A 16,605-nucleotide genomic window follows, 5' to 3' on the forward strand; every position below is an offset into this window, starting at 1 on the left:
TTCCTTATATTTGTCTAACCTCGCAAGAGAAATGACTGGTAGGCGGTCCAAGCGCCGTTATCGGTCTGATATAGTAAATGTATGCGGTCAATTTTGGATGTGAGGTCAATGGACTGCATTCTCAGATTACCATATAAATCGTGCAGTTCGTCGTCGGAGAGCTCTTGCCCGATGGTGACATGAGGTGTGTAGACATATTTAGATTCTCCATTTGTTAATGGACCGCTGCATACACTCTCGTGCAGCTTCTGCATGGATGCAGGTTCGTGGAGCGCTAAATAGAGCACATTGCTTACGGGATAAAAGCTGGAAACGCGGTTCAAATGGACAGAGAAAGCAGGCAGTTTAGACGTCACTTCCTCTAAATGGATGACTGCCTGTTGAAGCTCTTCGTCTGACCAATTGACAGCTTCTTTCACTGTCAGATGAGCAGGGATGGCAGCGTAATGAGGATCATGGCGTCTTCGCCAGCTGTTAGCGATGTCCTGTACATGCTTTTCGGGAAAAACTACAATTCCATATAACATGGCTTCAGCTCCTTTGAAATGACCTATTTTGAGTATACCCCATTTGAATGTATCATCCCAATTTTGGGGTATTCTAATGTATACAGCACTTATTGGAGCGACAATCCTGTTGCTTATCCTATATAATAGCGGAGGGATTACATGAAATGGGTATATTGGGTTCGACTGTACGAGACAAAATTTCAAGCTGGTTGTTTGGTCAGAAGAATGGAGAATGATGGTTGGATGTACGGCTACGAAACACCACATGAGGTGGAGGTATTTCGATCCCGAAAAGGCCGCTACGGCGTGAGGTTTATACCTTGAAAAAATAAAAAAAATAAATTAGTATATTTTGCTTGACTTAAAACATGCGTATATAGTATATTATTTTATGTCGCCAATTCAACTGGCTTTGCTCAAATGGAAATACGTCGCGGGGTGGAGCAGCCCGGTAGCTCGTCGGGCTCATAACCCGAAGGCCGCAGGTTCAAATCCTGCCCCCGCAACCAACCTTTCGATGAACACGTAGAAATATACGGTTTTCGAGGGCCCTTAGCTCAGTTGGTTAGAGCGGTCGGCTCATAACCGATTGGTCGGGGGTTCGAGTCCCTCAGGGCCCACCATAAGCAAAACCTTACATTATGCCGGGGTGGCGGAACTGGCAGACGCACAGGACTTAAAATCCTGCGGTGGGTGACCACCGTACGGGTTCGATTCCCGTCCTCGGCATACCTAGAAAACTTTGATGATTCAATAGTTTTCACGAAGTACATAATCTATTTGAATCTTGTGCGCTTTAATTAGTCACATAGGATTCAATAGAAGATGATAAACCTCCTTTCTAGTATCTGACTAAATCAGGTACAACTGAAGGAGGTTTTTCTCTGAGTTTTTTGAGGGTTATCGGCTGCATTCATGTCTATCCCGTACTGTCGAATATATTTTGTAAATGCTATTGCTAAGGTATCCTTAATATGATATGATAATATCTGCTTCTAATAAACAGTTCATTATTTTTGCGCCGGGGTGGCGGAACTGGCAGACGCACAGGACTTAAAATCCTGCGGTGGGTGACCACCGTACGGGTTCGATTCCCGTCCTCGGCATACCTAGAAAACCTTGCATGTTCAACGGTTTTCACGAAGTACATAAGAGATACAAAGAGACTCCTTTTCAACACTTGCTATAAGCAAGAGACGAGAAGGAGTCTTTTTGTTGATATACGTTGCACTTATGTCTGAGCAGCTTGTCTGGCAGCATTATGAGCGAGCCTGTGAAACGAGTTGTTTTTTTTATGTTTACTTATGTAGCGTATTCTAACTTCAATTGTAGGGAACATCGTTTTCAAATGATCAAGAGAAGCCAATATTTCAGCTCTTGCCATTTTATAATTCGGATGTGAACAGGCGTTTTGTTTTAAAATTTTTGTAATAAAGCTATAATCCGTGTAGATGATAGCAACTTTTGGTTGATGTTCAGTTAATGCCTTGGAGAGTATTGCTAGACTATATTTGATAGCTAGCAGCTCGCCGTAATTTGAACCTCCATCATGGTTAATTAACAGCTTTTCACCGGTAACGCGGATCGTTTGGTTGTAAACAAGGCAGCAAGCGATACCATGATTGCTTTGCGTGAAGAAACCTGAGTAATCGCAATACAAGTAGATTATACCTTTGTTAAAAATATTTTGTCTTAGCCTGGGATCGGCATATGCTTTTTTTATTAATAAGTCCGTTGTAGGATCCATGAATTCGAACCTTCCTTAATGAGATTAGTAATGGGTACGAGAAAATGACGGTTGAACAGCGCATATCATATTCAATATTCCCAATTAAGGTTTAGAATAAGCGCAAAAAAAGTTTTTAGTGTTTAGTAGGGACGAAAATGAGAGCAGGAAGCGAGCGGATAATGCGGATAATGTCTATTCACGCAATTGTTATTTATGGCATACATCTGATTTAATGAGCGTAAGTTTTATTGATAAAGGACCCCAATGCAGGTGCAATGTTATTCGCAGGCTATGAGGAGGGATTAATACATGAATGCAGGATTTTGGATTCGATTAGGTGCTTCACTATTGGATGGAATCATTGTAGGTATTCCGTTATTTGTTATTTCGTTGTTGATTACTGGAGGAGATGAGGGAAGGGATTTTTTCACAGACGCCATTTCTTTTCTCTATTCGTTGTTGCTTCCGGTATTTTGGAGGGGATACACTATTGGTAAGCGGATATGCAGCGTGCAGATTCGAAAACTAGATGGTTCGCCCCCTGGGTTAGGAACGATGTTATTGCGTAATGTTGTCGGAGGACTCGTCTATGCTGTAACTTTGGGGATAGGGGCTATCGTCAGCGCATTTATGGTTGGGTTACGAGAGGATAAACGAGCTATTCATGATTTTATTGCAGGAACAGAAGTGGTGCATTCTGATTAAGTTTCCTAATATGCTCGTTGCGATGAAACGCAGCGGGCTTTTTTTATTTGCCTGAGAAATACAATACAGAGGATTGATTCGTGAACATTTTTGCATTCTCTATTTTGAATGAAGTAAACTAAGAGTTGAAATGATATGCCTGAGCAATAAAGGAAGCAGGTGGTTGGATGAAGCAGAACGAGAACGAAGAGACTTTACTTAGGCAAAACGCACGCCGATTATATGTTGAGGTTTTTTCCTTAAAGGATACACTGTATAATGACCTTCTCGAAAGGTTTAAGGATGATATTTCATTAACAGACAAAGCTGAACAGTGGAAAACGGGTATCATGGCAGCAGTGATCGCTACAGCGCTTTACAGCACCTCTCTAGCTGGAAGCAAGGAGTTTCCGTATGTATATTCCTATTTGAACATAAAGCTCCAAGCGCATCATTCTGAAGGTGAGGCGGCCATTGAAGATTGTATGGGTACGATCTCAGGTCTATTGAAGGATGGGCAATATCAACCAGAATCATTCACTGAGGGGATCGCTTTATGGCTGTATTTTAGCATTAAAGGGAGAGATTCGTTTGTAGAAGAAGAAACAGTTCCTTATTTATTAGCTGGACAGTATATTCATCAATTCTTTTTTAATTGGTTCGATAAGCAGAATTAATGGGGTTGTGCTTGCTCGAAAATGTTTAACTAGGGGATATTATCTGTGATGATTAGTTTGACAAACGATTGGTCGCAAAAGTTGGAAATGGAGCTTGCCGCTCCTTATATGCAAGAGCTGTTAGCTATGCTGGAAGAAAAATATAAGACGGTGACGGTTTACCCGGAACAGCAAAATATTTATAACGCACTTCATCATACATCGTATGAACAAACCAAAGTGGTCATTTTAGGACAAGATCCCTATCATGGTCCTAATCAGGCGCATGGGCTTAGCTTCTCTGTGCAGCCGGGAGTGAAGATACCGCCTTCTCTTAAAAATATTTACAAAGAGCTAGAAGCTGATGTAGGGGCGGAAATACCAGATCACGGAAGCTTGCTTGCATGGGCTCAGCAAGGTGTGCTGCTTCTAAATACAGTGCTGACAGTGGAGGGTGGAAATCCGAATTCTCATCAAGGAATGGGATGGGAACGATTTACCGATGCGATTATTGCGGCTTTAAACGACAGGGACAAGCCGGTAGTGTTCATCCTTTGGGGGAAGAACGCGGAGGAGAAAGTGAATCAAATTGATGCGGACAAGCATCACGTTATTATTTCACCGCACCCGAGCCCGTTTGCAGCTCGTAAAGGTTTTTTTGGGAGCAAACCGTTCACAAGGGCAAACGCTTTTCTAGAGACAATTGGGAGCGACGCTATCGACTGGACGATTCCTAAGCTGAACGAGCTTGAAATCAAATAGAAAAAGGCTTCTCTACTGTCTGAAAGATAACTTAGACAGATAGAGAAGCTTTTTTTAGTTTTTTATTCTGTGATGATTGGTGTGCCTGTCGACGACCCGCTTGAATTCATCGTTTGAGGAAGCACCGGTTTTAGTTTTGAATCAACATACGTGGAAGCAGATGCATCGCTAATGACCTGAGGGTACATTTTATCAGGGTCAGGCAACACGGTTTCTACATAAATAATAGCTTGATCTCCTTCAAAACCAATAGAAGCAATTCGGATGCCGTAGCCTGGATGTGGTACTTGTGTACTAATGGTTACTTTATTGATAGCTGGACTCACTGCTTCTATAGAAAGTTTGAGGTCAAGGCTCGGCTGGTCGGGTTGATCTGGAATAGGAGTCGTCTCCTTTACAAATGTAATGGCATTATAAAGCCATCCTGCTGCATCACTGCGTAGTAGTGCTTTTTTAGGGTAAAACTTGTTTGAGCTATCCAAAGTGATAACTTTGCTAATGAGGAGCTTTTGAATGCTATGCATATACGTATCATTAACGTCAGCAGCATCTTCTATCTGTATGAACATTTTAATATAGGCAAAGTCACCTTTGGTCATCATCGCTTTGAACAGGTGATGAGCGAATTGCTCACGAGTCATAACGTCGTTAGCTTTGACCGTTTTTGGAATCTCTAGTCCGTTCAGATTCGCAATAATAAAAGCTTGTGAGTACCATGCGTCATCTTTGAGGTTAGTAAAATAGTCGCTAGCTTTAGGTTCCTTAATGAAACGGATATGATCAATATTTATATCTAGCCCTTTCACAATTAAAGTAACGCCTTCTGCATAAGTGAGCTTACCCTTCGGGTTAAACTTATCATGTTTATCGCCGCTAAGTATTCCCAGCTTCTTTAGCTCGTTAATTTTTTGCTCGTTTATATCATTTTTGACATCCTTGAAAGCCCAAACGGATTGTCCCAGCGTAAAGAGCATCATCGCAACTAGTGTCATTATCAGTATCATGCGTTTTTTCATACGGTCACCTCTTCTTTTCTTTTATTTGCTTATTTGACGTCAATCTTTAACAAATTGTTGCAATTCGTATACAATTATTATGGCCTATTCGATCCTGGTGAAGACGTCGAAATAGGAGCGGGAGACAACAATAAAAGTTAGGAAAAGTATTGACTTGGTTTGTTTATCCTGTTATATTATTAATTGTCGATAACATGATCTGGTAGCTCAGCTGGGAGAGCACTATCTTGACAGGGTAGGGGTCACAGGTTCGAACCCTGTTCAGATCATACAATTTAAAAACCAGAAACCCCTTATGTAACAAGGAGTTTCTGGTTTTTTTTTTACCCGTTTTTTAATATGAAGTTGTTCGGGATTTAGTTAAATTTAACGACTTAACTTACATACTCCCCGCTCAGAATGAGAATAAATAGGTGTGGGTGATTGTATTTATGAGTAAAAAGTGGAGTTTCATTCTAGTCCTTTTCATTGGGGCTATATTATCGACTCAGTCAGCAAGTGCTGCTCATCCGCATGAAAATAGAACGTATGTTAACAACAGAATTGTAAAGAAGGATATTACTAGCCCTTCAAGAAAAACGGTACTTGAAGACAGGAAAAGAATACGTCTACTGGTTTGACCCATTTCAAGTAACGGATATGAGAAAAGTCGAGGGAGGTTTTTACGAATTAGATGTTTTGGCAACAGTTCAAAGAGTTATAGACAATAAAAAAGACAAGAAGGTTGAGAAGTATAAAATCACATTCAACCATAATTATGAATCAGGGTTTATCGTGACTATGGTAAGTGAATTATAACGAGGAGCTTAGATTGAACTAACGGGAAACGATAGTTGAATGAACGCAGCGTAAACCAGTCCGTTTCAGGGACTGGTTTTTTTCTATACGGTGATAACTCTCTGTCTATAAAACGATGAGTAACGGGGAACTAATAATCTAGTATTTTTTTATTAGATAGAGCGCCGGATGCTGGTAAACTAGCACGTCCGGTGCGGAGCAGGGGAAAAGCTGGAGATCACATCAAACGCTTAACTATTGCTACTAGAGTTACAAAATTTAACAAGGAGTGATCTCGATTTCCTGCTGTTCTCCTTTTTTGGACGAGTTCAACCATTTTGCGATAGTTAAAATCCTTATCCATAACCTTAAGGTGCCAGCCTCGTATCATGATCTGTGCGGACTCTTAAAAAATTCAACTTGTAAAATCTCGATGTATTGATGTGCTTCTGAATTCAGATGGGGTTATGCCGGATGTTTTCTTAAAAACTTTGCTGAAATAAAAGGGATCATTATAGCCGACAATTGCCGAAATCTCAGTTATAGAGAGACTTGAATCATGTAAAAGCTCCTTGGCCTTTGCAATTCTTAGCTTTTCTATGTATTTGGCCGGAGAATACCCTGTATGCTTTTTGAAGTTTCTAATAAATTGAAAAATGCTTAATTCGCTCATTGTAGCGTAATATTCCATTTCATGCCCCTTCTGAAATTCTTCATTCATAACCTTGATTACATTTTCAAGATAGCTATTTCCATGTACTTTTTTGCCGTTCCTTAAAGCGTCTGCATCCCGGGAAAAGGAAGACAACAGCTGTAGCAGATAGCTTATACTCAACTGTTGGTAACAAGGCTTTTTAATCTGCAGCTCATGAATGATATTTTCGAATAGCTCTATAAATTCCGAATGTATTCCCACCTGAAAAAAATGACTGCCGGTAAAATTCAATTCAGTCATCAAACTTTCAACCTGGCCACCGGTGAAATGAATCCAATAAAGCTCCGCTTTTTCAATGGATTTATAATAGAAATGCTGTTGCTCGTCAGGTCTGTATATGATTATGCTGCCGGCCTTCGCGGTTATAGCGCCGTTTTCTGTAATATAATGGCCAGCACCGTTGATTAAATAAATCAAATAAAAATCTATTCTTGTTCTATTTAAAGACCCATCATAATCATCAATCTTCGCATACCCGCAGCAATTAATGTAATACGGTGTTGATAATTGTCTGTGTCCCAGGTAAAGATTATCCTCCTGCACTGATCCACCATAAAAGTACATTATTATCAAGCCTTTCTTCATAAAAGAATGACAGCAATATATTACAGGTAAATCGCAAGAGTATTCATGTACATTAATTATTTTATCAGTAAGATTAAGTTTAATAAAGCAGTAAAATCAAGACATTCCTTATCGATGATTAATTGTTTCTGTGCCATTCAAATTCAAAATATTACAGGCGTGTAGAGGGAGGAACTTAATATGCATAAGAAAGTTAACGTAGCGGAAATCGGCGATCATGGTTTGGGTCTGCCGAAGTGTCGATGATGCTGACCAGCTTGGAGGTCCGGGAGTCTATATCCAGAAGGATACGGGCTTTATATGCACAATCGATCATGTTGATGCGAAAGCCAACGAACTATCGGAAACGGAGATTCGAATTTCCTGCGCAGTCCTATGTGGAAGAATCCCCCATAATGACATAGAGTACAACATTTTAAAGAAAGCGCTTTCGGTTCCTGTTGCAGTCCATCAAGAAGCTAAGGCTCGGCTTTATCGGGTTTCGGCCCGTTAAGCATATATCATTAAGAACATATGGAGGCCAGACGATGAAAAGATGACGAAATCGCTTTAGGTATTCTCTCAATCATGCTCACCGAGTGCGGCAAAAAAAAGACAGCGAGGCGGAATCGAGGGCATGTCAGAGTCCGTTCACCGTTTTTGTGTATCAGGTTGAAAACGGAGCTGTCTTCACTGTTTCTGCAAGCGTTTTCTTAGGGGGAGTGTTACAAATCATATCAGTAATAGAGGTGATTGGACAAATCGGAGAACCATTATGCGGAAAAGTAGGTTAACCATGAATATGAAAAGAGGGATTGAAAATGAAGCTGAAACTGAATAAGCGTGTGAAGAAAGTAGTCTCTTTAGGCGTAGCGTTATCCATGATAGCAGGAATTTTCACTTTTGGACCCAATGCTCCTCGGGTAGATGCACAGCAGGCATCAGGAAATGCTCCGTTTATTAATAGCTGGCTGTTAGCGGGGCCCTATGATACGGCAGTTGCAGATGAAATGTATGGAACAGTTGTCCTTGAGGACCCGAGACCAATAGATGGAAACTGGGCTAGAACGGCTGCAGCGACTTCAAGCTCCACTTGGAAAACTGGCCCTGATGCTTTCCCAGGTGGAACAGATTCCGCTTCAAAGTTGCCAAAGTTTGCTATTGACGGCGATAAGAATACGGAGTGGATTTCACAAATGCATGATACAGGCGGTGCACCAACTTCTTGGCCGAATTGGGATCCTACACCGACGTTATATTTATCTTGGAATCAGCCGATCAAAGTGAAACAAATTGAGGTGTTTGACCGACATAGTCAAGGTTGGCCGGCCAATACATCGGATGTTCAGAAGGTGAATTACACGCTAAAGGGTGCAAATAATGAAGTGCTCGGGACGGGTACAATCACAAATATCGATCCATTGGGAAAGAACCCTGGTGTAGTAACGCTTGAACAGGTTGTGAACAATGTTTCAAAGGTTGAACTGTTGATTGTACATGACGGGCAGAAAAATTTGAAAAATGTCGGTCTAGGTTTTACTGAAGTTAATGTATTTGACGGCGATGGGATTGTTGAAACCGTAGATCCAGAACCGACAGCTCATATTACACCGAAAATCGGCGAAGCCTTGACTAGCGGTGAAGGCAATCGGAATTGGGAATATTTTGATGATCGGATTTGGAATAGAAACTATGATGATTACCAAGATTTATATGGCTACTACACGGTGAAAAAAGGTATCGATACACAAAATAAGTTCGTGTATGCGCATACCTATGTGTACAGCCCAAATGCACAAAATGCTCAGTTTAGGTTTGGGTCCAGCGGCGTAAACCGGTTGTTCGTCAATGATATTGCGGTAACTAATCCATCAGTAGCTGCTGAAGTACAGAAGGATATGAAAATAGCGAACATTAAATTAAAAGCTGGCTGGAATAAAATCCTGTTACAGATAAAGCATAGCTTCACCGAGGATCTGAATGCTAATGGCGTTCCGATTGCGCAGGATGCGAATGTATCTTATCTAGGATTCTACGGTCGTGTGACGGATATCAATGGCAATAAAATTGACAATCTTACTTATTCCGTTTCAGGTGAAAGCGAAACATTGTCGATTGCTACGCAAGGAATTGCGAGCGAGGATGCATCTTTTCCAACCAACAATATGCCGATTGGTTACAAGGAATGGCCTTACGTTTGGAATAAATCTACATCAGGTAACAAATTCGGAGTTGCCGCATCGGCTTTTCAATTTATGGCGAGTGGAGGTGCACCTGGTTATACTTGGAGTATTATAGATGGTGAACTGCCAGATGGTTTGGAATTAAATCCGGATGGTACCATTGCAGATGGATTAGTGAATGGAAGAGTTGATTTGAACAGCAATAAAGGCATTATCAGCATCAATAGTGCACCGGGAGATTACCCATTCACCGTTCAAGTAAGTGACAAGAATGGAAATACAGCTGTGAAGGAATTTATGATCACAGTCAAAGAGCGTCCGAATAAATGGTTCGAAGAAGGTAGGGTTAGTGCGTTAAGCCACACTATTGTAACCTACGACTATTTTAATGATCCTAATTATTCCGTTGATTTATGGGCAGAGAGAGCAAAACGACAAGGGCATTCATTAGTGTCGGTTGAAGCGCTACAACAAAATTATTACTGGCCTTCAAAATTTAGCGATCCGAAGCATGAACGACAGTTATATTACCCAAAAGGTGAAGATGGGAATGTCATTGATGGCATCAAGCCGTTTGAAGAAGCAATAAAACGTTACGGTATGAAATTTGGCTTGTATTATGCAACCGAGGGCGGCGGTCTACAGCATATGTCTACGGATGTGTTTGTGCAAAATGTTGAGGATCTTATTTTGCGTTATGATCCGACTTACCTTTACTTTGATGGTCCGCAAGCAATGCCTAATTCCAATTATGACGTAATGTTCAGTATGGTCCGAAATTATAGCAATGATATCATTATCAACTCCAACGCGTGGGGCCAAGAGTACGGCGACCCAGACTTAAGAACTGCCGAAGCAAGCCATATTTATGAAAACGCACCAGCCAATCATCTTGTGAAACGTACTACTATGGAGCCGTGGAAGCCTGTTCAAACCAAGACCACTCCGTCATCCTATGCGAGACGCGATGATTACCGTCTGGTCGCTAAAGAAATGATCATGAATGCCGGCAGAGGATATGTGGACAACAATGACCAAATGCCACTAATGTTCCGCGGAACGAACTGGGATTCTCCGGAAGTTGTCGCAACAAATTACCCCAAAACCATTCAAGAGTTTAGCGATATTCGTGAAGGGCTTGCAAATTGGTTCGCGCCTGTAGACAAGCCGGAGAGACACGAGTCTACAACGGGTACGATGCCGTATTTCTTGTCGGGCTATGGCTACGAAGATGACGGAAAAGGCAACTATGAGAAATTTGCTTTCCCGAACAGCACGAGAGGTCCGCAATGGGGCTATGCAACCTATCGGGACAACAATATTTACCTGCATATTATGAAAGGCCCTGACAGCAAAAAAGGATTTGGTGCGATTGCCAATAAGGTATTAACGATTAGTCCAGTTAAAGATCATGTGACAGCTGTTTCTTGGCTAAACGAGGATATTCCGGTAACCTCATTTGAACAAAATGGCGATAGTCTGATCATCGATCTGGCCAACGTGCAGGAGGATCCGATCGATACGATTATCAAGATTGTAACCGATAATCTTAAGCGCCAATATGCACTGACGAATATCAACGCAATAGGCGAACAGCTGACACCCGCATCGCTCAAAATCAACGTCGAAGGCTATATGACGTATACAGCGCTTAAAGTCAAGCTTACTGAAGTTAATTACAGCAGTGCAAATTCTGAAATCGCGGTGGTTAACGTCGACGGCATCGTGACACCGGTATCGAACGGTACAACGACAATCACTGTAAGTGGTACTTACGATGGGGTAACTAAACAAGATACGTTAAAAGTAACGATAAAAGACGGGAAAATTTATATTGGAGAAACGATGATAGGTGCGGCTTTAAAAATTAACGGAAACGAAGCCTATGGCGAGTACAGCACATTAGAAAGACTTCGGTATCAAATCGAAGGCAGATCGTCGAAAGGCGGACCCATCGGGCTGAACGCAGCACAGATTAAATGGCATGGCGGAATCGTCGATCTGAAAGCAGGCGATAAATATAAGCCTGTCGTGATCCAGGAAGTAAATACGTTTACTTTTAAATCAAATGAAATCATAACGCCTTATGTAGAACAACCTACTAGAGGAGTCGTTTGGGCTGATGTAACGTTGGACGGCACAACATTCACGACAAATAGAGTATTTATGGACCTGTTACCGAACCAAAATCTTGCAAAGACTGCTGAGATTACGGCTAGTCACGAGCAAGATGCCATCGTTCATCTAGTTGATGGCAAAACCATTGACGGCATTCATGTTGATCAATCCAAGTGGTCGGTGCCAGCGGGTGAACAGGCGTGGATTCAATTCAAGCTGCCGGCAAAGTCAGGCATTGCCAATGTAAATATCAATTTTAATTCATTAGATCAAAATTATCTCAATACACCTAAAACAATCAAAATTCAAACGAGCACTGACGGCATGGAGTGGAAGGATGCCAGCACAGTTAACGGCCCTACGGGCGGTGCATATTTCGGATACTATAACTCATATCCATTAATCGCCGAAGCGCAGTATGTGAAACTCGTCTTCGACGGTGGATCGAACGGTTCAATGATCGATTTGCTCGAAGTGGCTATCAATGGAATGGACACGACTCATTTGTTCGACCGCTTCGAATCCGCATATAAGCCGATTGATGCGACTACTGGTCAACTTGATATTCAAGCCTATACGGGTTTGGGTGAACCGATGGATATGAAGGACGCCGAGATCACTGTAACAAGCGAGAATCCGGATGTCATTGCGGTGAGTAATTCCAACCTACTGACTGCTGTTTCACAGGGGATGGCCAAATTGAATATCAAGGTTCAAATAGGCGGACGTTCTATCAATCAAGTATCGTATTTATTTGTTGATGCGCAAGGAAATATCTATGAAGCTGCCTATTTGGACAAAGTTAACGTTAGCCTAAATAAAACGATTATTAAACGTAATGAACCTATCGTTGCTACATTAGAAGGCTTGCTGAGTAATGGCGAACAAGCAGATTTGTCGAGAGCTACTGTGGAGTATCAATTCAGTGACGGTAGACTTTCTGTTGTGGAAGGCAGTAACACAATCATCCTGGCAGAAGATGTTCGCAACAGTTTACAAGCAACGGTTACGGCAAATGTTATTCTAGATGGGGTGACCGTTGCAAGCCGTCCGGTGTCGATTAAAGTAGCGGGGAGCAACATTGCATCGCTGTCGACCGTGACGGCGAGCTCAGCTTATAACGCTACTTCCTTTACGGAGCGAAATGCGATAGACGGGAATCGGACGACAGCTTGGGCCAGCAATGGTAGTCTGGGTGACCCGTGGATCAAGCTGACATTCGATCAGGAGGTTACGCTCGGCAGCATCAACCTCGTAGAACGGGAAGGTTCGCCTCTTGATGGGTTTACGAATGCTAAACTCGAATGGGAAGGCGGATCGAGAGAATTGTCAGGACTGAAAGCCAGTGGAGATAATATAGTAGAGTTTGAGACACCAATTAAAACCAGTTGGTTGAAGCTGTCGATCAAGAAGATCGCTAACAATCCCGGACTGATGGAATTTGAGGTGTTCGAAGCGCAGAAGCCATTTGTGAAAACAATTGTAGACTACAAATCGGTTACTGTAGATACGGAGCAAGGTGAAATCCCAGCACTGCCTGCACAGGTGGGGGCCGTATACAACGATGGGACTACCGGTATGGTTGACGTTGCCTGGGATTCTATTACACCAGACATGGTGGCGAACAAGGGTGTATTCTCCGTTGCAGGTACAGTGGACGGAGCAACAGCAAGAGCTAAAGCAATAATAACAGTTACTGCAAATGTCGAAGCGGGCAGCTACATCCTAACGGCTACCGGAGCCGCAAGCGTCATTGCGGGCGAGTCTTTTGATGTGACCTACACGCTCAGCAATGTTGCAGAACACGTGTATGCGCTGGATCAAACGATCCATTATGATCCAACGCAAGTAACATTCCTTTCAGTAAATGCCGAGCAAACTGGATTTACGATCGTCGGACAGAAAGAAGCAGAAGGTGAGGTTCGCATTCTGATGGCAAGTGCTGGGCCCGGAAGTGCCATCAAGCACACTGCTCCTGTATTGAAAGTGAAATTCAAGGCCAAAGAGGCTGGTCAAAACGTAACGAGCTCCATCTTCTTAACCGACGTAGCTGTTGCGGGTGAAACCGGAATCGAAACGACGGTGAACAACGGATCCGCCTACACGATTCAAATTATTGTCGTGGATAAAGCGACATTGCAAGCACTTATTGCAAGTGCGCAAGCATTGCATGATGCAGCGGTAGAAGGAACTGGAATTGGTCAGTATCCTGCTGGTTCGAAAGCGATATTGCAAGCGGTAATTGATCGTGCTAAGGCAGTCTCGGAACAAGGCGGGGCTACTCAAGATCAAGTGGAGCAAGCGACGAATCAGTTACAAGCAGCGGTGCAAGCATTTATAGCCTCCGTGAATGTAGCGGCTTCAGGTGATCTAAATGGAGACGGTAAATTCAGCATCGGTGATCTCGCTCTCATCGCAGTTGGTTATGGAAAGACTTCTGCTGATGCAGACTGGTCTATGTATGAAAAAGCGGATATGAACGGTGACGGTTTAATCGACATCGTTGATCTTGCAGAGGTTGCTAGATTGATACTGGGTTAATTTCGAAGAGGGGAAGGTGCGATGCCTTCCCCTTTTCTTATTTATCGATAGGATGAATTAATCAATGCTTCTCAATAAACAGATTACCAACATGACTGCCACTTGCTCAATTTTCAGGAAGGATATTTATAAGCATGATTCAATGCTGGTGTAATGTGGAGTTTTAGACTTGCTAGATCCCTGATAAGGAGTAACATTTATCGATAAATCAACATGTGAATTGCTTATTCATATTGTATTGTGGACGAGATACTTGTCCTTCTTCCACGCTCAACAATTGTCAGAAAGATGTAATACATCTATGACCTTATCTATGTCGCATCTTTGACAGTAAAAACCCTTATTTATCAATATATTAAAGTCTTTGTCACAGATGTAATAGATAATTAATTATATAAAGTGAGATATATGAGGTGAAAGGATCGTATCGGATGAACGCTAATCTATCAAGATGTTGTAGGTTGAAAACGCTATATTGGGTATGATGAAAATACATCAATAAATTGATGTAATACTGATGTGAAAATTTTGCATTAAGCATCATACCAGGCACCATTACAGCACAAAGACAACTAATTAACATGTGGTTTTATAAGGAATTCTGCCATCCAACACACCGAGTGAAAACTGTGTCCTCACTTTGACAGGGTAGGGGTCACAGGTTCGAACCCTGTTCAGATCACCATAACTTAAACGCCGAAAGCCTTGTCCAGCAAGGCTTTTTTTTATGGAGATAGTTACATGTCTATATATGGTTCCGATTGGTGCCGTGATACGAATTTGTTAACGAAACCTCGAGCATGATTGCGGCGACGACTCAGAATGCGGAGCATTAATGTAAAAAAACTCACTCCAAAACGGAGTAAGTTGTGGGAATCATTAGTTCAATCCGCTTTAAATACGTCGGGTTCATGAACTATTCTTCTAGCTAAAAGAAAAGTTTTTTCCAATGGGGCTTGTTGATGCTAGTGAGGAATACATTGGATGTAGAAATGAAATGTATCATTTTATTTCTACTTTCATATATGCCAAAATGACCTACGATATCGTTGGATTGGATGATTGTCTGGTACGTAAAAAACAATAAATCGGCGAGTGGTTTAAGATCAGAGACATCGAGGGTGCCCAGATTGAGGATTGTACGTCATCAAAAAGAGCAGCTCAAGTTTAATATCGAACTGCTCTTTTTACTGTTTTACTGTGTTTTAGGTGCAATGCCTTTGCTTTTTACTGAATTCATAACTTTTTTGGCAAAAAACTTATGAATCAACTTTCTTACTTTATCTGTATGGTTTTCGGTCAACATTGCAATAATCCAAGCGTATCCAAAGACCAAAATAGCAAGTGTGGCTTTTATTAATAGTGAATTTCCATCAAAGGGCCATTGCGGGGACATACGCCATGTAAGTATGAAGTTTGCCAGTGGATAATGTGTTAAGTATAAAGTGTAAGAGAATCCTGCTAAATATTTAGGTAAATTATATTTCATTGTACTGCTGCGGTCATTCAGAAATGAAATAATAAGATAGGTGAGGATTGCGAATGCTACACCAACCCTTAAATCAAGGAAGTAGCTGCTGCCTGCCTCATAATCAAGAGTAGCTATTGATAATATCGTAGTAATAAATAGCAATAAATATTTTGCATAGGTTCTCACTAAGTTTAATGGTTTAACGATTGGAATGATTGCACCTAACATCCAAATTAGAAAATATTTCATGATCTCTTGGCCTACAAAAAATGCAATTGCGATTGAGATCAAAAGAAAAGTGACCTTATGTATTTTCTTGTTTGAACGAAAAATCAATATGATGCATGGGAATAAAATATAGTACCAAAATTCATAGGTTAAGCTCCATAACGGACCATTTAATCCGAAGGGACCATCTACTAATATCCCTTGCATGAAAAATAAATTTCCCAATAGTAAATCCCAGCTAAGATAGTCAGAGATCTTTAAATCTGCGGGGCTCAAATCTTCCCCGAAGAGTCCAAGTTGTATTTTCGCAACGATGAAAGTAAGTAACAGTGCGGGTAAAAGAACTATCCATAATCTTGTTACTCTTTTAAGCAGGTAGTCTGGCCAACTCCATTTGTTTTGTTTCATAGCTTTTAAAATGCTTGAAGAAATAAAATATCCACTTAGAACGAAGAATACCATCACAGCTTGGCTACCAGGTAAAGGAACATAAAAATGAAAAAGGAAAACAGTCATTGCAGATAAAAAACGTAATAAATCTAGAATACTTGATGCTTGACTATCATTTTTAACTAAATGTAACGACATTTTAGCGAACACTTATACACCGCCTAAGTTGATTATAGAATTACCAATAATAAGTAATTGTAAC

General features: G+C 41.4%; 10 protein-coding genes and 5 tRNA genes. 10 read left to right on the plus strand and 5 right to left on the minus strand.

The annotated features are described in order from the left end of the window. Positions 1–14: 14 nt before the first annotated feature. Entirely contained in the window at positions 15–527 is a 513-nt protein-coding gene (locus tag AC0YN6_RS00605; protein ID WP_475744378.1) for a 2'-5' RNA ligase family protein, read from the minus strand. A gap of 141 nt (positions 528–668) precedes the next feature. On the opposite strand from AC0YN6_RS00605, the gene AC0YN6_RS00610 reads away from it, so the two are divergent. From AC0YN6_RS00610 to AC0YN6_RS00630, 5 genes are all read left to right on the plus strand, one after another. Continuing rightward, positions 669–833: a hypothetical protein gene (locus tag AC0YN6_RS00610; protein ID WP_475744379.1), complete on the plus strand. Its 165-nt coding sequence runs from the start codon at positions 669–671 to the stop codon at positions 831–833. A gap of 108 nt (positions 834–941) precedes the next feature. After that, positions 942–1,018, plus strand: a tRNA-Met gene (locus AC0YN6_RS00615). A 37-nt stretch (positions 1,019–1,055) separates the two neighbouring features. Continuing rightward, positions 1,056–1,132: transfer RNA gene (locus tag AC0YN6_RS00620), tRNA-Ile, on the plus strand. Between the two features lie 20 nt (positions 1,133–1,152). Next, positions 1,153–1,238 (plus strand) — tRNA-Leu (locus AC0YN6_RS00625). Positions 1,239–1,529: 291 nt separating this feature from the next. Then, positions 1,530–1,615 (plus strand) — tRNA-Leu (locus tag AC0YN6_RS00630). A gap of 125 nt (positions 1,616–1,740) precedes the next feature. Here AC0YN6_RS00630 and AC0YN6_RS00635 read toward each other — a convergent pair. Next, a complete protein-coding gene (locus tag AC0YN6_RS00635; RefSeq protein ID WP_475744380.1) occupies positions 1,741–2,256 on the minus strand; it encodes an RNase H family protein in 516 nt (171 codons plus the stop codon). Between the two features lie 291 nt (positions 2,257–2,547). Here AC0YN6_RS00635 and AC0YN6_RS00640 point away from each other — a divergent pair, with 291 nt between their 5' ends. The 3 genes from AC0YN6_RS00640 (at position 2,548) to AC0YN6_RS00650 (ending at position 4,340) form a co-directional block, all read left to right on the plus strand. Then, entirely contained in the window at positions 2,548–2,943 is a 396-nt protein-coding gene (locus tag AC0YN6_RS00640; RefSeq protein WP_475744382.1) for an RDD family protein, read from the plus strand. Between the two features lie 167 nt (positions 2,944–3,110). Further along, positions 3,111–3,599, plus strand: coding sequence for a hypothetical protein (locus AC0YN6_RS00645; RefSeq protein WP_475744384.1), 489 nt, complete (start codon positions 3,111–3,113; stop codon positions 3,597–3,599). 48 nt (positions 3,600–3,647) lie between these two features. After that, entirely contained in the window at positions 3,648–4,340 is a 693-nt protein-coding gene (locus AC0YN6_RS00650; RefSeq protein ID WP_475745491.1) for a uracil-DNA glycosylase, read from the plus strand. Between the two features lie 62 nt (positions 4,341–4,402). On the opposite strand, the gene AC0YN6_RS00655 is transcribed toward AC0YN6_RS00650, so the two are convergent. After that, on the minus strand, positions 4,403–5,356 hold the full coding sequence (locus AC0YN6_RS00655; protein WP_475744385.1) for an S-layer homology domain-containing protein: 954 nt from the start codon (positions 5,354–5,356) through the stop codon (positions 4,403–4,405). 196 nt (positions 5,357–5,552) lie between these two features. On the opposite strand from AC0YN6_RS00655, the gene AC0YN6_RS00660 reads away from it, so the two are divergent. Continuing rightward, positions 5,553–5,625, plus strand: a tRNA-Val gene (locus AC0YN6_RS00660). A gap of 923 nt (positions 5,626–6,548) precedes the next feature. Here the strand turns inward: AC0YN6_RS00660 and AC0YN6_RS00665 are convergent. After that, entirely contained in the window at positions 6,549–7,433 is an 885-nt protein-coding gene (locus AC0YN6_RS00665) for a helix-turn-helix domain-containing protein (RefSeq protein ID WP_475744386.1), read from the minus strand. Positions 7,434–8,233: 800 nt separating this feature from the next. On the opposite strand from AC0YN6_RS00665, the gene AC0YN6_RS00670 reads away from it, so the two are divergent. Next, entirely contained in the window at positions 8,234–14,254 is a 6,021-nt protein-coding gene (locus AC0YN6_RS00670; RefSeq protein ID WP_475744387.1) for a discoidin domain-containing protein, read from the plus strand. A gap of 1,195 nt (positions 14,255–15,449) precedes the next feature. Here the strand turns inward: AC0YN6_RS00670 and AC0YN6_RS00675 are convergent. Continuing rightward, on the minus strand, positions 15,450–16,553 hold the full coding sequence (locus tag AC0YN6_RS00675; RefSeq protein ID WP_475744388.1) for an acyltransferase family protein: 1,104 nt from the start codon (positions 16,551–16,553) through the stop codon (positions 15,450–15,452). Between the last annotated feature and the right edge of the window lie 52 nt (positions 16,554–16,605).

The organism is Paenibacillus sp. J22P15 (assembly GCF_056269345.1).